The organism is Vreelandella sp. 162(4c) (genome assembly GCF_058152265.1).
On record NZ_CM176981.1, the window covers coordinates 4244050 to 4266683 of the forward strand.

The 22634-nt window shown below is 52.4% G+C and carries 27 protein-coding genes; 18 read left to right on the forward strand and 9 right to left on the reverse strand.

Annotation, left to right across the window (positions count from 1 at the left end):
* Positions 1-79 precede the first annotated feature (79 nt).
* The 3 genes from AC4EYZ_RS19490 (at position 80) to AC4EYZ_RS19500 (ending at position 1570) form a co-directional block, all read left to right on the forward strand.
* Positions 80-544, forward strand: a complete 465-nt coding sequence (locus AC4EYZ_RS19490; RefSeq protein ID WP_027960013.1) for a GNAT family N-acetyltransferase — start codon at positions 80-82, stop codon at positions 542-544.
* Positions 545-614: 70 nt separating this feature from the next.
* Positions 615-1121, forward strand: a complete 507-nt coding sequence (locus AC4EYZ_RS19495; protein WP_009288192.1) for a 2-thiouracil desulfurase family protein — start codon at positions 615-617, stop codon at positions 1119-1121.
* 23 nt (positions 1122-1144) lie between these two features.
* Positions 1145-1570 (forward strand): GNAT family N-acetyltransferase, encoded by a 426-nt coding sequence (locus tag AC4EYZ_RS19500; RefSeq protein WP_027960015.1) that lies wholly within the window; start codon positions 1145-1147, stop codon positions 1568-1570.
* 127 nt (positions 1571-1697) lie between these two features.
* Here AC4EYZ_RS19500 and AC4EYZ_RS19505 read toward each other — a convergent pair whose 3' ends face one another.
* Both AC4EYZ_RS19505 and AC4EYZ_RS19510 read right to left on the reverse strand, forming a co-directional pair.
* Entirely contained in the window at positions 1698-2336 is a 639-nt protein-coding gene (locus AC4EYZ_RS19505) for an NAD(P)-dependent oxidoreductase (protein WP_027960016.1), read from the reverse strand.
* Between the two features lie 21 nt (positions 2337-2357).
* On the reverse strand, positions 2358-3284 hold the full coding sequence (locus AC4EYZ_RS19510; protein WP_027960017.1) for a DMT family transporter: 927 nt from the start codon (positions 3282-3284) through the stop codon (positions 2358-2360).
* 96 nt (positions 3285-3380) lie between these two features.
* Between AC4EYZ_RS19510 and AC4EYZ_RS19515 the strand changes: the two genes are divergently transcribed.
* Both AC4EYZ_RS19515 and AC4EYZ_RS19520 read left to right on the forward strand, forming a co-directional pair.
* Entirely contained in the window at positions 3381-3872 is a 492-nt protein-coding gene (locus AC4EYZ_RS19515; RefSeq protein WP_474191124.1) for a MarR family winged helix-turn-helix transcriptional regulator, read from the forward strand.
* Positions 3869-4465 (forward strand): class I SAM-dependent methyltransferase, encoded by a 597-nt coding sequence (locus AC4EYZ_RS19520; RefSeq protein WP_474191123.1) that lies wholly within the window; start codon positions 3869-3871, stop codon positions 4463-4465. Before AC4EYZ_RS19515 ends, AC4EYZ_RS19520 begins: the two co-directional genes overlap by 4 nt.
* Positions 4466-4515: 50 nt before the next feature.
* Here the strand turns inward: AC4EYZ_RS19520 and AC4EYZ_RS19525 are convergent, their stop codons facing one another.
* Complete coding sequence (locus AC4EYZ_RS19525; RefSeq protein ID WP_474191122.1) at positions 4516-5352, reverse strand: PhzF family phenazine biosynthesis protein; 837 nt, start codon at positions 5350-5352, stop codon at positions 4516-4518.
* Positions 5353-5459: 107 nt separating this feature from the next.
* Between AC4EYZ_RS19525 and AC4EYZ_RS19530 the strand changes: the two genes are divergently transcribed.
* Entirely contained in the window at positions 5460-5585 is a 126-nt protein-coding gene (locus AC4EYZ_RS19530) for a LysR family transcriptional regulator (protein WP_474191121.1), read from the forward strand.
* Positions 5586-5605: 20 nt separating this feature from the next.
* On the forward strand, positions 5606-6400 hold the full coding sequence (locus AC4EYZ_RS19535) for a LysR substrate-binding domain-containing protein (protein WP_474191120.1): 795 nt from the start codon (positions 5606-5608) through the stop codon (positions 6398-6400).
* A 160-nt stretch (positions 6401-6560) separates the two neighbouring features.
* On the opposite strand, the gene AC4EYZ_RS19540 is transcribed toward AC4EYZ_RS19535, so the two are convergent.
* The gene (locus AC4EYZ_RS19540) at positions 6561-6818 is read right to left on the reverse strand and encodes a hypothetical protein (protein WP_474191119.1); all 258 of its coding nucleotides are present in this window, start codon (positions 6816-6818) and stop codon (positions 6561-6563) included.
* 88 nt (positions 6819-6906) lie between these two features.
* Between AC4EYZ_RS19540 and AC4EYZ_RS19545 the strand changes: the two genes are divergently transcribed.
* Both AC4EYZ_RS19545 and bluB read left to right on the forward strand, forming a co-directional pair.
* Positions 6907-7662, forward strand: a complete 756-nt coding sequence (locus AC4EYZ_RS19545) for an NAD(P)H-dependent oxidoreductase (protein WP_027960019.1) — start codon at positions 6907-6909, stop codon at positions 7660-7662.
* A 57-nt stretch (positions 7663-7719) separates the two neighbouring features.
* Entirely contained in the window at positions 7720-8397 is a 678-nt protein-coding gene (bluB, locus tag AC4EYZ_RS19550) for a 5,6-dimethylbenzimidazole synthase (protein ID WP_009288193.1), read from the forward strand.
* Positions 8398-8405: 8 nt separating this feature from the next.
* On the opposite strand, the gene AC4EYZ_RS19555 is transcribed toward bluB, so the two are convergent.
* Complete coding sequence (locus AC4EYZ_RS19555; RefSeq protein ID WP_474191117.1) at positions 8406-9926, reverse strand: sensor domain-containing diguanylate cyclase; 1521 nt, start codon at positions 9924-9926, stop codon at positions 8406-8408.
* A 117-nt stretch (positions 9927-10043) separates the two neighbouring features.
* Positions 10044-11027 carry a helix-turn-helix transcriptional regulator gene (locus AC4EYZ_RS19560; protein ID WP_233974204.1) on the reverse strand — a complete coding sequence of 328 codons (984 nt, stop codon included), beginning with the start codon at positions 11025-11027 and terminating at the stop codon, positions 10044-10046.
* A gap of 148 nt (positions 11028-11175) precedes the next feature.
* On the opposite strand from AC4EYZ_RS19560, the gene AC4EYZ_RS19565 reads away from it, so the two are divergent.
* The 8 genes from AC4EYZ_RS19565 (at position 11176) to AC4EYZ_RS19600 (ending at position 18122) form a co-directional block, all read left to right on the forward strand.
* Positions 11176-11493 carry a glutathione S-transferase family protein gene (locus AC4EYZ_RS19565; RefSeq protein WP_474191115.1) on the forward strand — a complete coding sequence of 106 codons (318 nt, stop codon included), beginning with the start codon at positions 11176-11178 and terminating at the stop codon, positions 11491-11493.
* A gap of 1 nt (position 11494) precedes the next feature.
* Positions 11495-11812, forward strand: a complete 318-nt coding sequence (locus AC4EYZ_RS19570; RefSeq protein WP_474191114.1) for a glutathione binding-like protein — start codon at positions 11495-11497, stop codon at positions 11810-11812.
* A gap of 204 nt (positions 11813-12016) precedes the next feature.
* Complete coding sequence (locus tag AC4EYZ_RS19575) at positions 12017-12493, forward strand: GNAT family N-acetyltransferase (protein ID WP_022522515.1); 477 nt, start codon at positions 12017-12019, stop codon at positions 12491-12493.
* A 9-nt stretch (positions 12494-12502) separates the two neighbouring features.
* The gene (locus tag AC4EYZ_RS19580) at positions 12503-13414 is read left to right on the forward strand and encodes a LysR family transcriptional regulator (RefSeq protein ID WP_233974205.1); all 912 of its coding nucleotides are present in this window, start codon (positions 12503-12505) and stop codon (positions 13412-13414) included.
* Between the two features lie 163 nt (positions 13415-13577).
* A complete protein-coding gene (locus tag AC4EYZ_RS19585; protein ID WP_041158263.1) occupies positions 13578-14999 on the forward strand; it encodes an amidase in 1422 nt (473 codons plus the stop codon).
* Between the two features lie 11 nt (positions 15000-15010).
* Entirely contained in the window at positions 15011-15238 is a 228-nt protein-coding gene (locus tag AC4EYZ_RS19590) for a hypothetical protein (protein ID WP_027960159.1), read from the forward strand.
* A complete protein-coding gene (locus AC4EYZ_RS19595; RefSeq protein ID WP_041158262.1) occupies positions 15231-16724 on the forward strand; it encodes a sodium:solute symporter family protein in 1494 nt (497 codons plus the stop codon). The genes AC4EYZ_RS19590 and AC4EYZ_RS19595 overlap by 8 nt, the downstream gene beginning before the upstream one ends.
* A gap of 75 nt (positions 16725-16799) precedes the next feature.
* Positions 16800-18122, forward strand: a complete 1323-nt coding sequence (locus tag AC4EYZ_RS19600; RefSeq protein ID WP_041158261.1) for a DUF2252 domain-containing protein — start codon at positions 16800-16802, stop codon at positions 18120-18122.
* Between the two features lie 20 nt (positions 18123-18142).
* Here AC4EYZ_RS19600 and AC4EYZ_RS19605 read toward each other — a convergent pair whose 3' ends face one another.
* The 3 genes from AC4EYZ_RS19605 to AC4EYZ_RS19615 all read right to left on the reverse strand — a co-directional run bounded on the left by AC4EYZ_RS19605 (position 18143) and on the right by AC4EYZ_RS19615 (position 21738).
* A complete protein-coding gene (locus AC4EYZ_RS19605) occupies positions 18143-19942 on the reverse strand; it encodes a GGDEF domain-containing protein (protein ID WP_009288201.1) in 1800 nt (599 codons plus the stop codon).
* Between the two features lie 246 nt (positions 19943-20188).
* Positions 20189-21241, reverse strand: coding sequence for an SPFH domain-containing protein (locus AC4EYZ_RS19610; protein WP_141440821.1), 1053 nt, complete (start codon positions 21239-21241; stop codon positions 20189-20191).
* A gap of 2 nt (positions 21242-21243) precedes the next feature.
* Entirely contained in the window at positions 21244-21738 is a 495-nt protein-coding gene (locus AC4EYZ_RS19615; protein ID WP_027960029.1) for an NfeD family protein, read from the reverse strand.
* A gap of 177 nt (positions 21739-21915) precedes the next feature.
* Between AC4EYZ_RS19615 and AC4EYZ_RS19620 the strand changes: the two genes are divergently transcribed.
* A complete protein-coding gene (locus AC4EYZ_RS19620; protein WP_082116921.1) occupies positions 21916-22632 on the forward strand; it encodes a trimeric intracellular cation channel family protein in 717 nt (238 codons plus the stop codon).
* The last annotated feature ends 2 nt before the right edge of the window (positions 22633-22634 follow it).

The window sequence follows — 22634 nt, forward strand, 5'->3', positions numbered from 1 at the left end:
ATAAGTCCAAAGCATTAAACGCTACCGCTGCGATCTCTTGGATGTTCGACAATCACAATACCATCGAGATTATGCCGATATGCCCTTAATCGACATCCGCACTGCACTCGTAACCGATTTGACAGACATTCAGTCCTGCGCTCGTTTGGCCTATTCAAAGTACATCAGTCGCATTGGTCGTGAACCTGCGCCCATGCATGCAGACTACGCAAGCCTAGTCGGCTACGGCTACATAGATGTTGCTATCCTTGATTCACATTTTGTGGGCTATGTTGTGTTCTACCCCGAAGGCGATCATTTTCACCTCGAAAACGTTGCCATACTACCCGAGTATGGTGGCCTCGGCATTGGGAAGCGATTGATCGATCACGTGGAATGTTCAGCCGAGGAAAAGGGATACGAAGCCGTGGAACTTTATACGAATGAAGCCATGATAGAAAATCTCGCCATGTACCCCAAACTAGGATACGTCAGGGGCGAGTGTCGGCATGAAGCGGGGTTTAATCGAGTGTATTTCCGAAAGCAGCTAAAGTTAAATGGCTGACAAGAAGAGCTTTCCTAGTTGGGTCGATTCAGTTAAAACGTCACTCTTGAGTTCATCACCGTATTGGAGATTGGAGATTGGTGATTTGAGAAAAGTATTAATGAGCGCCTGTCTCTTGGGTAAACAGGTTCGCTATGATGGTGGCGCCCTTTCCGTGGATGATCAGATCGTTGAGCAGTGGCGTTCTGAAGGCCGAATCGTTTCTGTTTGCCCCGAAGTTGAGGCGGGGATGAGTATTCCCAGGCCGCCCGCGGAGATTTTCCAAGGCAGTGGTAAGGGTGTTTTAAACGGTGAGGTCGATGTTATCGAAAACGATGGAGGCAAGGTGACCAATGAATTTTTAGCAGGTGCCTCTATCGCTTTGAACCTGTGCCGTAAATTCGCTATCGATATCGCAGTGCTTGCTGAGTTCAGTCCTTCATGCGGAAGCACCGCTATTTATGACGGCAGTTTCTCTGGTAAAAAAGTACCGGGTATGGGAGTAACAGCCGCACTGCTTCGGGAACATGGTGTGCACGTGTTTAGTCAGTATGAAATAGCCCAAGCTAACACTGCACTTCTTGCTACAAGTTCGTGAAAGCAGCATTAGGATATCGAGATATGACGCCTATTATTCGGTCTACTAACGACAAGGCGTTCGCGGAAAAATTAATTCGCCAAAATATGTCTGCTTACTACGAACAGTTGGATATGCGCTGGAATACAGCCCTGTTTGATAAACAATGGGATGAGTTAGACAGTTACGAATTAGTTATTAACGCTAGCCCAGTAGGGTTGTTATGCATAAATCACGATGAAGCCGCTTACTATATTCGAGAGCTACAAATTGATCAGAAGTGGCAGCGCCAAGGCTTAGGTACAGCGGCAATCCGCCACACGAAGGAAATCGCCCAACAGTCGGGCATCCGCTTACTTCGGCTGCGTGTGTTTTGTATCAACCCAGCAATAGCGCTATACGAGCGTATGGGGTTTCGCGTGCGTAAAACAGAGGGTGGGACTCACTATATGGAGCGGAGCATACTCTAACCCGTTAAATTAATGGGGCTTTACTGTTAAGTACTACAAGAGATTGCGCCGGTGCTGCTGCTGGAACCTACCGACGCTCGCTTTACTTTTTTAGGTTGGATGACGGGGTAGTTTGCCGATTTTTGTATTAATAACCTACCGTAAAGGCTTTCTGAATATGCTGGGGCGTCTCTGCTTCATCAAGCATCGCTACCGCGAAATCCTCCATTGAAATGCGAGATTCTCCGTTATTGTCCACGACGAGGGTATCGGTGCCAAGACGATATCGTCCCGTACGCTCTCCAGGCATGAGCATGGCGGCAGGGGAGAAGTAAGTCCACGCTGTGCTGGTTTCACCCAAGCAGAGTTCATACTGAGCTTGGCATGCCTTGGCAATTTCTAGCGCAGAGGCAGGAAGGAAATCGGGGGCTGTTAAGACCGTATCACCGGCGCGCCCGGGGATTAGCAATCGTGCGGCTCCGCCTACCAAGAGCACTCGCTGACCCGGAAGGGCACTCGCCATTAGAGAACGGGTTAGCGCCACCAGCGTCGCTTCTTTTCCATCGGGTGGGCGAACGGCGCTGATCAGCACGTCTTGTCCTTGAATAACATGAGCTAGCTGGTGTGAGTCCGCTATATCCGCGACACAGCGGCTGGCTTCAGCGGGCAGTTTGTTAAGCTGACTCTCTGTTCTCACCACGCCGGTTACGTTATGACCACGTGCTAATGCTTCATTCATAATGCGTTTGCCAACGTCGCCAGCGGCACCAAATATTGCAATTTTCATGATATATCTCTCTTGGGTTCATTAGTTAAGTTGTTTGGCTTTGCCAATGTTGAGCAGGGTAATTCCGGCTCCAATTAATAGGGTGCCAAGCAGTAAGCCTTCGGGAGCGGTTTCTCCTTGTAGCAATATGGCGACCGGAACGCCCACCACGGCGCCGACGGAACCCAATAGGCTCAGAAACACCGGGCCGCCGCTTTTCTGTAGCAGGAAGAGCAGTAAGAACTGGCCTGCGAAGACCATCGCCTGGAGTGCCATCAGCAAGAACGGCAGGGGACGTTCTGTCGGAACGTTCAGTGAGAAGCCAGGCAGAAACCCCACGCTGAGGAGAATGATGGCCGCTGCGATAAGCATCCCCGGCGCCAACGCATCGCTGGATACGCCTTCTGGCCAGCGTAAGGTTCGGTAGATGTTGCCGATAGCCAGCAGAACGGGACCAATTAAAGCGAGGAGAATCCAGAGGTAATTGGCATCCGGCGCCGAAAGCTTATGGAAGGCCAGGGTGACGGCCCCCGCGAGGGCTGATATAACCCCCGCCGCACGCAACACCTGAAACCGCTCCATTTTTAACGCTAATGCGCCGATGTAGGTGAGTAGCGGTGGCAGAGTGATGATTAATGCCACGAACCCCGCACCCACATGGGGGATAGCTGAGAAAAAAAGCAGGTTGGCACCCGCTACGCCCAGCAGACCTGAAATAGCGTAATACTCAACGGTGCGAACGTTAACCGGCGGCAGATTGCCGCGGAAGGCCGCGAGAACCAATAGAATAAGCGCCGCTCCTGAAATTGACCAAAACAGAAAAGCGAGCGCCGGTAGCTGAATGTCACCGGCAAGTTTTGCCAAATTAGTCGATAGACCCAGCAAGGCGCCGCCGGATAACAGATACACCAGTGGGGCAAGCCAAGCTCTTTTGCGTGAGTGTGTGCGGGTAGTGCTTAATGATGTCATTCGCGTAGTTCTCATTGGTACCGTTTCGAAGTGTCTTGATATCAAGATATGTGTGATTAATCTTGACGTCAAGATAATTAAGCGCAAAATACGCTCATGGATCATGTAGACAACATTCTCAAACAGTGGCGGCAGGAGCGGCCTGACCTCGATGTAGCGCCGATGGCTACCATCGGGCGGGTCAAACGGCTTAACCACGCTTTAATACGCGTAATGGAGAAGACCTGGGCGAAATACGGTCTGACTGACGCGAGCTTTGACGTTCTGGCAACTCTTCGCCGTGAGGGAGCGCCCTACGCGCTATCGCCGGGGGATTTGATGGCATCCACCATGGTGACTTCAGGCACCATGACTCACCGCATCAATCAACTGGAAAAGGCGGGTTTGATCAAGCGGGTCAAAAACCCCGACGATGGTCGTGGTTTTCTCATCTCTCTTTCCCAGCGTGGATTCGAGTTAATCGATGAAGCCGTTGCTGCTCATGTGGAAACCCAGGCGCAGCTGGTGAGCGGCCTAACTGAAGAGCAACGAGCGCAACTCGATGAGCTGCTTAAGCAGTTCTTGGCGGGATTTGAGAGGTTAGAATGAGTGAGCAAATGTATCTCGAGAAATCACTCAACGCGGATGTGTACCCGCCACTAAAACGAGCGCTTGAGCTGGTGGGAAACTCTTTGCTTAAGAAGGTGGCTGTTGATGCAGGCTGCGGGGCTGGGCGCGACGCCCTGTTCTTGTTGGAGCACGGCTATACGGTGCATGCCTATGATCAAAGCGATACGGCGATATCTCGCGTACGTGAGGTTGGTGGTCAGTACCTTGATAAAACACTATTTCCAAAAGTGTCCAGCTTTGATCAGTTTGTGTACCCTAAAACGGCGCTCGTCAATGCCTGCTCAAGCCTGTTTTTTTGTGACCCAGCGCTATTTGCTTGCGCTTGGCAAAGTCTTACCAATTCACTGCTAAAGGGTGGTGTATTTTGTGGCCATTTTATGGGCCCTAATGACACCTGGGCCAAAATGGGGCGAGGGGATTTATCGATACACTCCTATGCTGATATCCAGGCGCTTTTTAATGATCGGTTTAAGGTAATAGATATTGCTGAGCATAATAAAGAAGGCAAAACACTGCTCGGAAAGTCCAAGCATTGGCATGTTTACTCTATTGTTGCTCAGAAGATTGTTTGACCCTTCAATACAGAGTTCAAATTACTACCTCTGAGCAACATGGTAGGCAATTAAATAATTTCTACGGCTGTGCCAGCCACCACGATTCCTCCTTGCTTGGGTACTTCAATCTGCAGCAAGCTTAATCGCCCCATTGCTTCACCCTGTCTTATCAGAAATTTCCCAGGCACATCGATCAACTTAGCATCTCGCAAATATCCACCTAGCGCTGCCGCCGCAGCTCCAGTGGCAGGATCCTCTACGACGCCGCCCACTGGGAAAGGGTTGCGTGAATGGAACAGGCCGTTGTGTTCTCGAAATACAAGCTGCAGCGTCGTCAGCTTCTCTCGAAGCATTAATGATTTCAGTTTTTCAAAATCGTAATCAAGTTGACTCAATCGAAACAGGGAGTTGACCGCTAGAATGAGGTGCCAGACTCCGCCATAAGCTAGGACTGGAGGAATGGTGAGATCCAGCGCATCAGATGGCCACTGGAGTAGAGCGAGTACTTCATCGACAAGTTGGTCAGCGACAGGTTTGTGAGAAGGTTCAACCGAGGTGAGTGCTGCCTGAATCTGACCATCAACCGCTTGAACATTCACAGGTACGCGGCCTACTAATGTATCCAACTGATAAGTGCCAATACCACTTAAGCGCCCCAGCATGACGGCACTTGCAACTGTGGCATGACCACAAAAGCTGACCTCTGCTAACGGGCTATAGTAACGAATGGTTCTAATTTCTCCGCTAGCTGGGGCGATAAAAGCAGTTTCTGAGTAACCCACTTCTGCGGCGATACTCTGCATCGTCTTAGTATCTGGCAGTTCATCGCCAATCCAGACGCCAGCAGGGTTGCCTTTAGATGGGTCTGTTGAAAACGCCGCTAGGCGATATAAATGCTCACTCATGATGTTCTGCTCCTAAAAGGATCATTTAAAAGAAAGCATCATTGTGGCCTTAAAAATAATAATGGAAACTGCTTTATCATCACCCATAGGGTTACTAGGTTTTAGCCATGAGCAGAATCACTTTTCCACCCTTAAACACCCTTCGCGCCTTTGAAGCAGCGGCACGATTAGGGAGCTTCGCTTCAGCTGCTCAGGAACTAAGTCTGACTCCAGCAGCCGTCAGCCATCGTTAGAGGGCAGGCTCGAAATTTCGTTGTTTATACGCCTACCACGTGGCGTAATCCTGACGGAGTCTGGTCGTCGCTACTACGGTCGGTTATCTAATATCTTTACCCAAATCGAACAAGCAACTAAAGAGCTTAGGCAACAGGGGGTAGACGGCCCTCTGACGCTATCTGCCCCTCACTCATTTATCCACTATTGGCTGATCCCACGGCTAGGTAATTTAAAAGCTCTTTACCCTGGCCTGCAGCTAAAGCTACGTGGTGAAAGTGAATTATTGAGCTTTCGCGATAACCAAGCTGATATCGGAATCCGTTTTGGCACAGGTCATTACCCAAACCTCCATACTGAGCAACTGATGGGGGATGTCGTGACAATACTCGCCCCGGCAACGCTGATAAACCGCCTCAGTGATACTCGTCCAGAAAGCTTGTTGCACTCGCAACTTTTATTGGAAGACAGTAGTGTTCACCCAACAGAGCCTTGGAATACATGGCAACCTTGGTTCCGTGAAGCAGGGGTTGAGCTGGATTCATCACTACAGAAATTACAGTTCTCTGATAGCAGTCTGACCTTAACGGCCTGCGCTAACGGTCTTGGACTTTGTATAGGTCGATACTCTATTGCTAGTCGACTTCTTCTGGAGAGAAAAATTCATGCAATTATGCCTTGGCGTAGCCACGAGTTTGCCTACTATCTAGTATCACATCCGGCTGAAGTTGAAAATCCACGTGCTATGGCATTTAAACGGTGGTTAATTGAAGAAATTAAAAATTTTCAAATACCTTTAATGCCTGGATCAACCGCAATCACCGTTCCGAGTTAGTGAAATAACAATGGTGAGAGATATTTCCCCTTTGCTGAGCTAGATCATTTGGCTACGAATCCTCTGTCATCGCCTCCATAAACGCGCGGACTCTGGCCACATGGCGCAGGTCTGGGTGAGCGAGCACCAGAGTTGGATGGTGAGCGCTTCAATGGGAAGCTTAGCCTGAATAGTGCTTCATCGGCATCACCGAGATAGCAGGCAGAACTGTGGTACCCGTCCCGTGGCGTACCGCTGACTGCATGCCCAGCATGCTGTCTAGCTTGTGAGCAGTGTTTTTATTCATCATCCACTTTTCAAACGTTGCGTCGCCCAGATGAACATCCGGGCCTATCCAGTTTTCTGTTTGCAGTGACGCTAGCTCCAGCGGTAGGGGGACAATCGCTAGATCGTCCCACCTTATTTGCTGTTCATTCATGCAAACTGAGTTGTCATTTTTCGCGAATGTTTGAGCGTATTTGAACAGGTTAGTCTGTCGTTGAACCAATCAATAGGGGAAGCGCAGAATGAATGTGTTGATCGTCTTGGCTCATCCTGAACGCAAGTCGTTTAATGGCGGCCTAGTGGATGAGGCGGTAGAACAGCTGGTGGGCGAGGGGCATACAGTGGAAGTGGATGATCTCTATGCTGAGCAGTTTGATCCGGTGGAGCGCCCTGAGCAATATCCGCATAGCACCGTGGCGTCGGACTACTTCTATCCCCTCAATGAGCAGCGGGCTCACTACGAGAAAAACACATTACCGCAGGATATCCAGCGGGAGTTGGCGCGGTTGGAGTGGGCTGACTTGGTGATCTTCCAGTTTCCCTTATGGTGGCACGCCCAGCCTGCCATTTTGAAAGGCTGGTTTGATCGGGTGTTGGTGTATGGCGGGCGCTATACAAGCCGCATGCGTTACGACAGAGGCTACTATCGCGGTAGGAAGGCGATGCTATCAGTCACCACGGGCTCACCGGAGAAAGCATTTCAGCCTTTTGGCCGAGCTGGCAATATGGTGCACTGGCTGTGGCCCATACACGCATCGTTGTACTACGTTGGCTTTGACGTGCTGGCGCCTCAGGTGAGCTACGGCATTCAGGGCGGCGGTATTCGTTACCAAGAGGAAGCTGACATCATTGGTCACCTAGAGGTCTGCAAAGCGGCTTGGGTAGATCGTCTGAGAAACTTGGACAGCGAACTGCCCATCCCCTTTACCGGATGGGATGACTGGGACGAAGATGGCGTTTTACGCCAAACAAACCCGCTGAGATGGCGGCTAGGCTGAGCTCGTGTAGACTCTTACTGTCTATAAAACAGATCAGCAAAAGGCCCAATCAGCGCCATGACCACCTCGAACCACCGTTTTTCCGATGCTGAGCGCCGTGGGCTCTACCGCGCCATACACGAGCGGCGCGATGTGCGCTCGCAATTTCTGCCCGACAGAATACCTCCTGATGTACTGGCCCGCCTTTTGGAGGCCGCGCATCATGCGCCTTCAGTGGGATTTATGCAGCCCTGGGATTTCATCGTGATTGAAAGTCGCAGCGTTAGAGAAGCAGTGCTGGCGATGTTCGAGCAGGAGAATCAGAAGGCCGCCGAACGCTTTGAAGGCGAGCGTCAAGCGCATTATCGCAGCCTTAAGCTGCAAGGTATTATGGAGAGCCCGCTTAATCTCTGTATTACCTGTGACCGAAGCCGGGGCGGGCCTCACGTGCTGGGGCGCAATAGTATGGTGGATACCGATCTTTTCAGCACTTGTCTCGCTGTACAGAATCTCTGGTTGGCTGCGCGGGTAGAAGGTATTGGCGTTGGTTGGGTGAGCATTCTCGACCAAGAGCAGCTGAGCAAGGCGCTGAATCTGCCTGACCACGTTTACCCCTTGGCGTATCTCTGCCTTGGCTATGTTAGCGAGTTTTTAGACCAACCAGAGCTTGAAGCCAAAGGCTGGCGCTCTCGCTTGCCATTAAGTGAACTAGTACATGGCGATCAGTGGGGGCAGCCGCTTGCCAGTGGTTTGTGAGGAAGTTTTTATAAGGGGGGCCAGCTCGCTGTGCCCAAGTCATCTACTCTTTGCTTGCGGCGCTGGTTCTTGTCTTCGTACATGCGCTGGTCTGCCAGAGCAAATACCTGTATGGCAGGCACTTCGCTGGAGCTGGCGAATCCCAAGCTCAAATGAAGCGTCAGTTCTTCACGTTCACCGCTAGCGGTGTCGATAATGCAACGCTGTTCAGGCAAATTGTCTCTGATCAAGTTGGCCATACGCTTGGCTGCCGTCAAGTCGGCAGAAGGAAATAGAATGACGAATTCATCGCCACCGCAGCGTGCAAGTATGTCGCTGTCCCTGCAGTGAAGTTGCAGGTACTTGGCAACGCTGGAAATCAGTTGATCGCCCGCAACATGACCATAATGGTCGTTCACTTCCTTAAGCTTGTCGACGTCCATCATCAATACAGCAAAATCCAGGCTCGGCGTCTGCGCCTTGCCTTGAATGCTCATTTGCAGCGCGGCTTCCAAGAAACCTCGGTTATAAAGGCCGGTGAGTCCGTCACGCTCAGCCGTTTTCTTCAATTCCAAATGTAGCAATTTATTTTCGGTAGCGGCCGCAAGTTGGTCGGCAAAGAGGGAAAGTATTTGCTCCAAGCCGTCTTCTCGGCTGGGAGCTTTCATGATCAGCCAGCCTTCGTACAAGCTTAGACGGCCTTCCATGGACATGACATATAGGTTCTCGCCTTCGTCTGTTTGTGGCCGTGTGTCCGGCTGTACTCTTTGCCTATGAACGCTGGCCAATAGATGCTTTAGACGCTGTTCATCCTTTGGGCTTAGTCCCGCAACAGCCGCGTAGCGTGTCACTTCACAACGTTGTCGTTCTTGTACAAAAACAGCAAAACCGTAGTCGGGGAAATGGGAGTGTAGGTGGTTTAATGAGTCATCTAGCAGGGTATGGATATTGGTCGCACGATTTGCCACCGTCCCGAGATCAAGCAGCGTGTGAAAGACTCGGTTCTGAAACTGAATCTCGCCAATGCTGCGGCCGATCTGACGATTCTGACTGTACGTTATGCGGCCTATGGTTAGAAAATAGATGACTGCCCCCGTCCATTGGTAGATGTCTAAATTGTTGCTCACATAGGGGCGAAACTTGAATCCCGTTAAGGCGCTTCCAATCAAGGCTGCGGTTGTGAAAAGTACGGCTGAAATAAGCATCTTCCGTACTCCGCCGACCACTAAATTGTTCATCAAACAGGCAAGCCCAATGGTGATGGTGGCTAAAACGTAAAAATCCAGCACGCTGCACCAAAAACCAAATAGCAGGCTGTCATAGAGGAGATTTCTGAACTCGGCACGCTTGGAGTTCTGGGCGCTTACAGCAAGCGCATAGGCAACACCGGGCCATAGCAGCAGCAAAATCCCGGGCAGAATAAGTGTCCAGCCGCTACCTTCTACCACGGCAATCCATACGGTGAGTCCGAAGGTATGGCAAAAGGCAAAAATTCGCGGGGCAATTGTCGCCAATGCAAGACGGTGTGTGCGCCTTGATGAATGTTGCATTTGTGAGTCTGTATTAAAAGTTATTTGATTAACAGACTAGCACTTAAGAGGCTAAGAAGCCTTATCCTTAAAATCAGGCGAATAGCGCCTTCATTATCTCCCAGGTTTTAGACTGTTTCAGGGCGTATCTGTTGAATATGGTGAAGCGCTCTCACAACTTGCTAGTAAATGGTTGGCGTGTTCGCGAAGCGCCTCTTTGAGGCCGTCTGGTTTGAGGATGGTAAATTGAAATGGGAGCTGTGCCAGCCAATAGGCAAACCACTCGAAACTATCCGTGCGGGTATGGAGCAGTAGTCCACCTTCAACCTGTTCGAACTGACCTGTACAGAAAAATTGGTTCTCAAAGTCAGCGGACGCGGCATGATCAATGTGTAGCACCAGTGATACTTCATGAGTGGGGCCCCAGGACATGAGGCTTTCGCTCAAAAAATCGGCTGCATCAAAGCGGGTGGGGCGTATGAAGGTACCTGAGAGTAGGTGCACGCCGCTGATACGATCTAATCGAAATGAGCGCATGGCTCCCCGTAGATGGCAAAAACCGATGGCATACCACCTACCTTGTTGGAAAACTAGCCCGTAGGGGTCGATCTGACGCTCAATCGGATCATGCTGCGGGGAGTGGTAGGTAAGCCCCACGGTTCGCATGACCTCTGTGGCTTTAGTCAGCGTCTCAAGGGCGCGGTCATCACGGCTGGGTTCGCGCCGGGGTAAGATCACCTGAGTGGTCTCACTGATGCCTCGAACACGGCTTTTTAAATTAGCTGGCATCACTCGCTCGAGCTTCGCTTGTACGCTGGCAATGGCGGGCGCTGCGTTTGTTAGTCCCAGCTGGCTAGCGGCCAATAAGCCTAACGAAACGGCGAATGTCTCTTCGTCGGTAAACATCATGGGTGGCAGCTTGAAGCCAGCCACCAATCGGTAGCCACCGTAGCGCCCTTGCTCGGTCACTATCGGCACGCCTATATCTTCCAGCGCCGTAATGTATCGCCGTATAGTGCGCCGATCCACGCCCAGGCGTTCGGCCAATTCAGCGCCGCCCATTTGGCCATTAGCTTGCAGCAACTCAAGCACCGCAAGTACGCGTGTTGTGGGGCCTGCCATTACTGCCTCCCTATTGAAGCCATCGTTAAAGTCTTGCAGAAAAATGCATTGTTGCTTTTATTTAGGGCGGATTCTCACCTATTAACAAACTAATCTGATCTGGCAGTACCTTGTGTCACCGGAAAATTGACTGAAAAAGGAGCCTAATATGTCAGAGCTAACGTTTTACACCCACCCTATGTCCCGCGGGCGCGTTGTGCGCTGGATGTTGGAAGAAGTAGGCATAGACTACTCGGTAAAGGCGATGGAGTTCGATTCAGAGATGAAATCTGAGGACTACTTGGCCATAAACCCCATGGGCAAGGTGCCTGCCATCAAACATGGCAACACTGTTGTGACGGAAGTGGCGGCTATCTGCGCGTACCTGGCGGATCAGGTTCCGGATAAAAAGCTTTCACCACCCCCGCAATCTCCCGAACGTGGAGTTTATTATCGCTGGCTTTTTTTTTATGGCGGGTCCGTTTGAAATGGCTACTAGTGCAAAGGCCTACAATTGGAAAATCGACAGCAGCAACGTACAGGCCGTTGGTTGTGGCCAAGTGGAAGACAGTATCAATACGCTTGAAAAAGTACTCAGTGAAAACGCTTATATTTGCGGCGATCAGTTTACTGCCGCAGATATATTGGTTAGCAGTTATCTCTGGTGGGAAACAATGCAGGAGAATATCCCACCAAAAGAGGTGTTTAAGCATTACATAGAGCGTATGGAAAGCAGGCCAGCAGCCAAGCGGGCCAATGAGTTGGACGATGAACTGGCTAAGAAAATGAAGCCTTTGTCCGTCTGATGGCTTAATTGCATTGCCGCTTTTGTATTAAGTTGGCAATTGCTTTCAAGGTAGATGAACCCTATCTGGTTGCAGTTTTTGCTACAGATAATAGCAGTAAAGCCTCTGGCCAACGGCGTGTGCGGAAGGTATCGGCGCTGGCCAGCCTACCCATATATCGCTACTGTATTCGCCTATGCTAAATAATAAGATAGGGCGCCATTCATGCAAAGCGATATCACCCTCCAGCGGCTCAGCGCTGACGATCCAAATGTTGTGTTAGTTTCGGGGTGGACATTTGAAGCCTGGGGTCATTTACACCCAGGTCTCACCCAAGAACAGGCTATTCAACATTTAAAGGCCGAATGTGGTCAGGGTGGTGTGCCCTCCATCTTTGTGGCTATGCAAGGCGAAACCCCTGTGGGAACCGCCAGCCTAATTGCCGATGATATGAGCATTCGTCGTGAATTTACCCCCTGGCTTGCCTCAGTATTTGTCGTACCCGAATGGCGGGGGCAGGGTATTGCCTCTGCGTTGGTACGCCGGATAGAAGTAGAAGCCGCTGAGAGCGGCATCGAGCGCTTCTATCTCTATACTCCCGACCAGCAGGCGCTCTATCGTCGGCTGGGTTGGCAAGATGAAGAAAGCCTTGAGTATCGGGGCGAAAACGTAACAGTGATGTCACGGCAGCTGGGGCTTTAAGGGGCGCTTATGATCAGTGGCCGCGCATTACGCTATTTCGATACTGTGGCCCGGTGTCGTTCGCTGCGCCAAGCTGCCGCCCAACTGCATATTGCCCCCACAGCGATTAGCCGCCAGATCGATTTACTGGAACACCAGCTTGGCGCACCACTCATCGAGCGTGGCCCCAACGGCATTAGCCTGACGGCGGCGGGGGAGTTGTTGGCTGCCCAGGCGCAGCGTACCCTCCGTGACCTAGAGCGGGTGCAGGAACATATTGCCGATTTGAAGGGCTTGCGAACTGGGCGGGTCAGTTTGCAGGTGGCGGAAGGCGTTGTGGCTGGCTTGCTAGCGCCTACGTTAGCCAAGATGGGGCAGCGCTATCCCCATTTGAGTTTTGATATCGGGATCGTCAGTGCTAGCCAAATGGTGGAGGCGCTACGCCGAGGTGATGCCGATATTGGCTTGTCCTTCTTTATGCCCCGCCATGATGACATTGTGCCCTTTGCTAGCGCCGAGTTGCACCACCATGCAGTGATGGCTCCAGGCCATCCATTGGCCGCGGCTTCTGAGGTGAGTCTTCACTCCCTGGCAGCGCACCGGCTGATCCTGCCTGATGAATCTTATGGCGTGCGCCAAGCGCTGGAGCGCGCCGCTCATCAGGTCGGGATAGTTCTGGCCCCCACCTTTAGAACCGCTTCACTGGAAACTCAAAAAGCACTCGCCCTTAACGGTGCAGGTGTTCTGGTATTGCCACCGATGGCGGTAGCTCGGGAGTGCCAATTGGGTCAACTAGTTAGCATTCCCTTGGCTTCTTCAGAGCTTGAAGCAGCGCGGGTAGATCTCTGCGTTTATCGCCATCGCCAGCGTAGCTTTGCCACCGAGGCGTGCCTTTCGCTGCTGGCAAGTGCCCTACAAACACTACAATCTCCTTCATCTTGAAAGATATTGAAAGAAGATCCTGAAAGAATAGAGTGCACACAAAAAGTGGACACGCTGCGGTCAAGATTGAAATACCAGAAGACACGGTGTGGGTTCATGCTGAGATTGTTGATAACGAAAGCCTGATAACGTCAGTCTGATAACAACAGCAAAAGGTAATGTGATGCCTGAACTACACCAACTCACCGCCATCCAATTAATTGATGGCTACCGAGCTTATAGGTTCTCGCCAACTGAAGTAGCCAGCGCCTTGGTTGAGCATATCGACGCCTGGGAGCCGCACATCAATGCGCTGTATGCCTATCAACCTGATGCGTTCATTAAAGCAGCCGAAGCCTCCACCCAGCGCTGGGCTAGGGGGCAACCTAGCGGCGCGCTGGATGGCGTGCCAATCACCCTTAAAGAGCTGATTGCAACGAAAGGGATGCCAGTGCCGGGGGGAACCGGGCTTGGTGAGCAGCCCGTTGCCAGCGAAGACGCTCCCCCCGCTGCTCGTTTAGCGGAAGATAACGCTCTGCTGCTGGCGAAAACTACCTGCCCCGACTTTGGCATGCTCTCATCCGGGCTCTCGTCGTTTCATGGTTTGACCCGCAATCCATGGGATTTAGCTTGTAATACCGGCGGTTCAAGCGCGGGCGCGGGCGCTGCCGCCGCTGCTGGGCTTGGGCCACTGCATGTGGGCACCGATATTGGTGGCTCGATACGCCTTCCTGCGGCGTGGTGTGGTGTCGTCGGCTTTAAGCCCACTTTGGGCCGGGTACCGATAGACCCTTATTATGTAGGCCGCTGTGCCGGGCCAATGACCCGAAGCGTAGCGGATGCCGCGCTGATGATGACGGCGCTTGCCCGCACAGATCGACGCGATGCGATGCGTCTGCCGCCGGAAACGATTGACTGGATGGATCTGGAGCTTGACGTTAAAGGTTTGCGAGTGGGTGTGATGATGAAGGCGGGCTGCGGGTTACCTTTGGATGATGAGATTCGCCACCACGTGGAACAGGCCGCAAAGCAGTTGGAAGCCGCTGGGGCAACGCTGGTGCCGATGGCGCCAGTGCTGACCCGCGAAATGTTAGAGGGACTGGATCACTTCTGGCAGGCCCGTCAGTGGGGCGAGCTGTTAAAGCTCTCGGCTAACGAGCGTGAGCAAGTGTTGCCTGCCATTTTAGCCTGGGCCGACGGTGGTGCACACTTAAGTGGCGTAGAAGCAGTGCATGGTTTTCAGCAAACCATGGCGATGCGACGCGCCACCGAAGCCGTATTTGATGAGGTCGATGCGGTGATTTCACCCACCACACCCAATATCGCCTTCCCAGCCGAGTGGCCATCGCCTACCAATGATCCGCGCCAGCCCTTTGAGCACATTGCTTACACCGTGCCGTGGAATATGGGCGAGCAGCCTGCGATCTCGCTTAATGCTGGGTTTAGCCGTTCCGCTAGTTCCGTCAATATGCCGATAGGCGTGCAGTTGGTTGGCCCGCGCTTTGGAGATCACTTTGTGCTGAAACTGGCGCGACAGCTAGAAATGCGTTTGGCGTTGCCCATGCGCTGGCCGATGTTGCCAGTGATTAACGCTGCAGTTAAATAAGAGGAACACTCATGGAACGTTTATTGGTACTGCCTACCTCCCGGGCGGGCTGGGGTCTGTTAATTGCGTTTGTGGTGCTGGTGCTGGCGGGAACGTGGCCGGTGATTGGTTGGGTAAACAGAGCCACCTTAGTGATGGGGTTGCCTCTGTTAGTGGTGTGGAGCTACCTGGTGATTTTTGCCTGTGTAGTGGTGATGCTGATCGGCAATCGCATTGTGGAGCGAGACGACCATGAATAGCCCTTGGCCACTGTTGATAACCTTGACCTATGTCGCCATTGCCATGGTGATTGGCCTACGCGCCAGAGCAGGGCGCTCCATGAATAGCTTGGAGGAGTGGGGCGTAGCGGGCCGCAGCATGGGGCCGGTGACGCTCTACCTACTGATAGCCGCCGGTAGTGTGAGTGCTTACACCTTTATGGGAGCGCCCGGATGGGCTTATTCCAAAGGGGTGGCGGTGTTTTATGTAGCGATTTACCTCTCGTACCTGGCCCTGGTCGCTTGGTATTTCGGCCCTAAAGTGTGGCAGTTTGGTGAGCAGTTTGGTCACGTGACCCAGGCAAGTGCCATATCTGACCGCTACCAGAGCCCCGCGCTAGGCGCACTGGCGGCGCTTGTTATGGCGATCGGCTCTATTGCTTATGCGGTGCTGCAGACCATAGGTTCGGCTTATATTCTGTTTGTGATGAGCGGCGGTTTGATTCCGATTTGGTTGGGGGTCGTGCTGGTACTGGCCTGTATTGCCGTTTACCTCTATGCCAGTGGTCAGCGGGCGATTGGTCGCACCAATGCCTTTCAAGGCGTGTTGATGCTGATTGTGGCTTGGGCCGTTGGCCTCTGGGCCGTTCATAGCGCCACCGGCGGGTTGAGCTTTGTGGGCGTGTTCGAGCGTATCCAAGCCGAGCATAGCGAGTTTCTCACTCTGCCCGGCGCAGGCGGCGATATGAGCTTTAGCTTCTGGACGACCTCGATCATCGTTTCGATGTTTTCGTTTATGCCGCCGGTGTGGACGCAGTGGATGAGCGCCTCCTCGGCACGTACTATTCGTCGCAGCGCAACGTGGCTACCCACGTATTACGTGGTTATTCTGCCTATGGTTGTTGTAGGCTTCATCGGCATTTTTTCGCTGCCTGAGCTGGCTCGGGCCGATACCGTGGTACTTGAGTACGCCATGCAGCACTTGCCGGTGGTATTAGTAGGATTGCTTGGCGCAGGAACCCTGGCAGCCTCAATGTCTTCCAGCGAGCCGTTTATTCATTCGGTATCGCTGTCACTCAGCAAAGATGTGCTTCAGCCGGTGTTAAAACTCTCGGATGGCGTTACTGGAAAACTTGCGCGGCTGCTGATCCTGCCCATTATGTTCTTCGTGGTCGCGCCGCTCGCAATTGCCGAGCCCGGCAGTTTGGTAATGATTCTGTTAGTGGGGCTCGGGTTTGCCTCCCAGGTGCTGCCTGCCTTTATCGGCATGTTCTTCTGGCCGCGGGCTTCTCGCTTGGGTGTAATGGCGGGTATCGTAGCGGGCTTTCTGATTACCGTGGCGTTTACGACTCTTTGGCCACACCCAATGGGTATTCACGCGGGCTTCTGGGGGCTGATGCTCAACCTGCCGGTATTTGTCGCCGTCTCTTTGATTACGCCTGCTACCCACGCTGAGGTGGTGGAGCGCTTCTTTCGTATTGCCGCTCCACGAGGTTTTACCCAACGGGGACGTCGAGCTGCGGTGTGAGTGCTGACTTAATCTATTCATGGTTATCGACTACCTTTGTACTAAAGTGTTTTTTGCATCAACAAAGGTAATTCGATGAGTCATGCATTGACTGGACATAACCGCCCTCAGCAGGTGATTGAGGCCACCCACCAGGCGAATAACGCCTTACCAACGGCCATCCGCCAAGCCAAGTACGCCAAAATGGCTGCGTCGCCCTACCGCTTTTATCGCGGCAGTAATCATTTGTACTGGAATGATGTATGGCACGATTGGCGTTTTGCCCTGTTTGGTGGCTGGCCGGAGACCCAAACCTGGTTGCAGGGCGACGCCCACGTCTATAACTTTGGCGCTTATGGTCACCACGATGACCAAGTGCGCTACGGCATGGATGACTTCGATGATGCGCTGATTGGCGACTACCAATATGACCTGTGGCGGCTGGCTATCAGCGTCGTATTAGATGCTCGTGAAAATGCTGAGCTGGATCCAAAAGCGATTGATAAAGCGCTTAAAAAGTTAATAGAGGGCTATTACCAAACGCTGGTCGATCACGTTGATAGTCAGCCCGTGCAGGCCGTGACCCTTGATAGTGCAAAGGGCCTGCTTAAGCCCTTTATGAGTAAAGTCGCCGATAAGCAGAGCCGTGCGCGGATGCTCGAAAAGTGGACGACCCTAGATGGGCAGAAAGGCCGCCAGTTCGCCGAACGGCCTGGCAAGCTCGCTAACCTGCCTGCGGATGTGGCCAGCCAACTACGCCGCTTAATTGAGCAGGAGTATCAGCAAACGCTACAACACGCTATTAAAGAGAGTGATCCCCACCATTTTCGCGTCAAAGATACGGCACGGCGTTTGGATGCAGGCACCGGTTCGTTGGGTGTCGAACGCTATTACGTCTTGATTGAAGGCGGTGTCGAGCACGAGCACGATGACATCATCCTGGATGTTAAAGAGCAGGTACCTCCAGAAGCATTTCGATTAATGGATAAAAAACAGCAGCAGGCGTGGCGTAAGCTGTTTCCTAACGAAGCCATCCGTCATGCAGCTGCCTTCCACGCCATTGCTGAGCACCCAGATGCCTATCTCGGCTGGCTAACCATGAACGGAAAGGTGTTTTCGGTGCGTGAGCGCTCGCCGTTCAAGAAAGACTTTCCGACCCATAAGCTTTCTGGCGGTAAGTCATATCGAAAACTGGCAAAGCAGTGGGGAGAAATTCTCGCCCGTGAACACCTGCGCGGTGCCCAGGCGCTTAACCAGGGTGACTCAACACGCTTTGCCAAGGCCGTTTGCCAACGATTAAAAGGGCGTGAAGACCTGTTTATTGAGGTGGTTACAACACTGGCGGTGGCTTACGCCGACTGCACAGAGCAGGATTACGCTGTGTTTATTGATCACTTCCTGGCGTCGGGGGCTGCTTAATTAACCAATACCATGAGTGGTTATTGCGGCTGTTGCCTACCGAGCATAAATCCCTGCTCTTCAAGTGTCTCTTCCCATACTACACAGCGGTTACGGCCGCTGTGCTTGGCTTGATAAAGCGCTTCATCGGCAAGGCGCAGCAATTTCTTAGGGTCTTGAGTGTGATCAGGATATGTCGCGACACCGCAGGAAAGCGTGATTTTCCGCAGCGAAGAGCCTTGATGAATAAATGCCTGATGAGCAATGGATGTTAACAGCGCCTTTGCGCGCGTCTCGGCAGCGATTCGGGAGGTAGCAGGTAGCAAGGCAACAAATTCTTCGCCCCCAAAGCGACAGATCACATCCAAATCTCTTAAGTGGTGCCGCAATAACAGGGCGATTTCGACCAGCACGGCATCTCCTGCGTCATGACCAAAATCATCGTTAATCTGTTTGAAGTGATCCACATCCAGCATTAGCACGGAGAGTTGACTGTCATGCTGCTTAGCTCGCTGGCAATGGTGCTCGAATGCCGTGTCGAAATGGCGACGGTTGTGCAAGCCTGTTAATGGGTCTTTGCGTGAGAGCCCTTCCAGTTCTTGAACTAACCGGTCGAGGTCGGCGGTTCGCGCCGCCACCTGCTGCTCTAGAGTCTCATTGGCCATGGCAAGTTGTTGCTGTGTATGCCGATAGTGCCACAGAAAAATAGCCGCGTTCGCTAAAGAAAAAGCCAGTGTGCCGTAGCTCAAGGGCACACTGCGCCAGCCCACAAAGCCGTGGGCGACCACCATATCGGCGAGTAGCAGCGGGGCAAAAAAAGTAAAACTCACTACCAGAAGCCGTTGTTCAAGGGTGAGCTTTTGAAAGCGCATGAGCGCAAGTGCCAGCATTATGGGGAGCGTTAAGGCCAGCATGACATCAAAGATGGGGAAGGTTAATGAAAGGCTCAGCACTCCCAATTGAACCAAACCAATCGCCAGCACCAGATACACCAAGTGAATAACCCAAAGGAGAGTTATCCAGCGCTTAGCGGTGCCCTCCAACCAATAGCTGAGTAACAACCCCAGTGCCACCGGCAGGGTGTAGTAACTGGCTGCTCGGAGTGTGTCCCAGGTCAATGGCTCATCGGCAATGAGTTGACGGGCTGGGGTCTCCGCAAGCAGCATTAGCCCTGAAGCATAAGCAAACAACGCAATAGACCCAAAACCACGGCGTTCGGGACCTATTAACGCGAAAATGGTGGCCAGGATAGCGAGCACCAATACCAAAGCACTCACACCGAGATCCTGAGCAGATTCATGGATAATTTGCTTTAAAACCTCAATGCGTTCCATTACCTGGACTTGGCCCCATAAGCCAATACTGGTGTAGTAAGAGTAAAAGCGAAAGGTAAGCGTCTGACCGGCGGCATTTTCTGGTAGGTCTATCATGTGCCATGGCCAGCCCGCAAAATCGCCTTTTCCCTGTTCGTCAAATTCACCATATTGATAGATCAGTTCATCGTCTAGATAAACTTGCCCAATCAAATTGATACTGGTGATAAAAAGTACTGGATCGTTCCAATCACCGGCGGGCACTGTCGTACGTAACCAGAGGTGTTCGTGCCCGTTGCGACCAGGTGGGTTCGAAGGGGAGTCAATCGACTGCCACTCTGTCGAGTCGCTTTGCAGCCATTGAGGATGGCTATCGGCATCGTAAGGAGAGTCGCCCCAGCGATACTCCCAATTATGGAGCGGTTTGGGAGAGGTATCAGCTAGTAGGTAGCCTGAATATGCCAACAGTAACGCAAGCGTTAAGAGCAGTAGAGTGCTTCGGCGAATGGCGAACCCACTAGGCGGCATGGTGAACGTCCTAATCTCTTGGTCGCGATCTTGCTATTAATAAGTGCTACATAGGGGCCATCATTAACGACGCTACGTGCACAATAAAAGTGAGGCTGAGCATTAAGCGTAGAGTTTAACGAATATGAGCCTTAATTAGGTGATGTTTTCTTCAACGCTTGCTAGCGGTTAGCTTCCTGCACTTAACCCAAAAGCCTGGCCACTCGGGCCAGGCTTTGCAAAGCATATAAATACTCAAGTACGCTTTTAGTTACCGCTAGCGGCTCCGCCTACCAGCCCACTGCGAAAATCACTGTCACCGTGATTACGGCTTTTAAGGTGGTTTGCGACAGTATCTTCTGGTGAGCCGGCCATTTCGCGGAACATGCCCATTGAGCCAAGCAGTGCAGAGGACTCGTAGGGTACGAATACTCGCTCACCATTTTTCGCCATATTGGGTAGTACCTTGATATAGCTCTGGCCCAGCAGGTAGCCCACTACGGTGCGCTTATTCTCTTCACTATCGCCAATGGCACTAAGCACCAGTTTAATCGACTCCTGCTCACCTTGGGCACGTAGAATGGCCGACTCTTTGTCACCTTGAGCGTTGAGGATCGAGGATTCACGTTGGCCCTGGGCCATGGCAATCGCCGCTGATTTTTCCCCCTCGGCCTCGGTGACGGTGGCACGGCGCTTACGCTCGGCGGCCATTTGCAGGCGCATAGCGGTTTCCACCTCTTCCGGCATGGCAATATCCTGTACTTCGACACGGGAGATTTTGACCCCCCACTTGGAAGCAGGCTCTTCCATCGCGGCCTGAATCTCATTATTCACTTCCGCACGGGATTCAAACAGTTTATCCAGTTCCATTTTACCAACCACTGAACGTAGCGTGGTTTTCGCCAGTACTTCGACGGCCTGGCTCATATTCTCTACCTCATAGACGGCCCGCTTGGGGTCGATGATTTGGTAGTAGAGCGCGCCATTGATACGAACGGTAACGTTATCAGTGGTGACGACCGGCTGACCGGGGAAATCCATCACCGTTTCGCGGCGGTCAATGCGGGTTTCGTCGGTGGTGATAGCGTTATAGTCCTCACCCATTTTGCGATAGCGCAGCATGGTGATCGCTCGGGGTTGTTCGATAAATGGAATGATGATGTTAATGCCGCTTTCTAAAACGCGGTGAAAAGAACCTAGGCGCTCAACCACCATTACTTCCGATTGGCGAATAATAATTAGGCCTTTAGAGATGATCAGTACTGCGATCACGACAATAATGAGGCTTATTAATAAGCCGGGGCTTATAGGTAGATCCATGGTTAAGGCTCCTTGCGTTGGGAATTGTCATCTTGAAAGGCTGTGTCTTCAGGCTGATGTAATGCGACTAGCGCAGTGGTGCCTTCAAATCGTTTAAATATGACCAGCGTACCGCTGGGTAGCTCGGTTTCACCGCTTTCAAGTACGCGCAGGCGGTAGAAATCGCCGTTGACTTTAATGCCCGTGGCATCATCAAAATCCCGGCGTAGAGTAGTGTAGCGATTACCTTTTTCCACACCTGTGCCTGTTGTGCCATAAGCAACGCCGCGGGGGGAGAAGCGCGGGCGAATGACCATAATGCATATTGGCAGCAGTACCCCGGTAAAAATAGCCATGCCAAGCAGTTGCCAAGGAAGCGTTAATCCTAGCGCTGTAACGGCCGCTGTTAGCGCAGCGGCAATACCCAGCGCTAGCAGCACCATCGCGCCAGAAGTCAGCTCTGCCAAACTTAATAGTAAGGCGAGTACCAACCAGCTATAAGCCGGGCTCCAGTCCATAGCAGTGTTACTCCGTCGTGAATGCAAGTGTTAATGACAATTCGGTCAGCGTAACCTAATTATGTGAACTTATCTTGCTTAGGTCGCAAGCGTGTTTTTGGGTGCGAGCATATCCTCTGAAGGGTGCTATCCTGCCTGCCTTTAAAGATAGCGAGCATAAAAAAGGAGAAGGGCGTGTTGTCGGGCGTGGTCTATTGGCTGGATATGGCGGGTGTCATCGTGTTCGCGCTTTCGGGCGTGATTTTGGCGTGCCGGTCGCGCATGGATCCTATAGGTATGCTGGTGCTGGCAGCGGTGACCGGCATTGGTGGAGGCACGCTGCGTGATTTAGTGCTCGGTGTAAGGCCGGTGTTCTGGGTGACGGATCCAACCTACCTGTGGGTGATTTTAGCCACCGTAGGTGTGTCGTTGATGGGCTTCCACTATATCCACCGCCTGTCGCGGGGCTTTTTACCGATCGCTGATGCGTTTGGCTTGGCACTGTTTACTGTGATTGGGACTCATAAAGCACTGTTGCTGGGCACGTCTGGAACGGTAGCTGTCTTGATGGGCATGATGACCGGCGTAGCAGGCGGCATGATACGTGATGTATTGGCCCAGCGAGTGCCCATGGTGCTTCGCGAAGAAATTTATGCGACGGCAGCGATGGCTGGGGGAATCGTTTACGTGGCGCTGCATGCCCTGGAGGCGCCGCTAACCATGGCGATTGGCGCCTCACTAAGCGTCACCCTCGGGCTGCGTTTGGCGGCGATCCATTGGCACTTGGCGTTGCCGGTGTTTGCCTGGGTCACGGTGCCGCCGAAAACCCATGATGAGGCGGCAGCACCGCTCTCGACACCGCAAAAGGCTAAAGAGCGGGTGAGGATGATTCGCCGTGAGCGCAAAAAACGCTAATC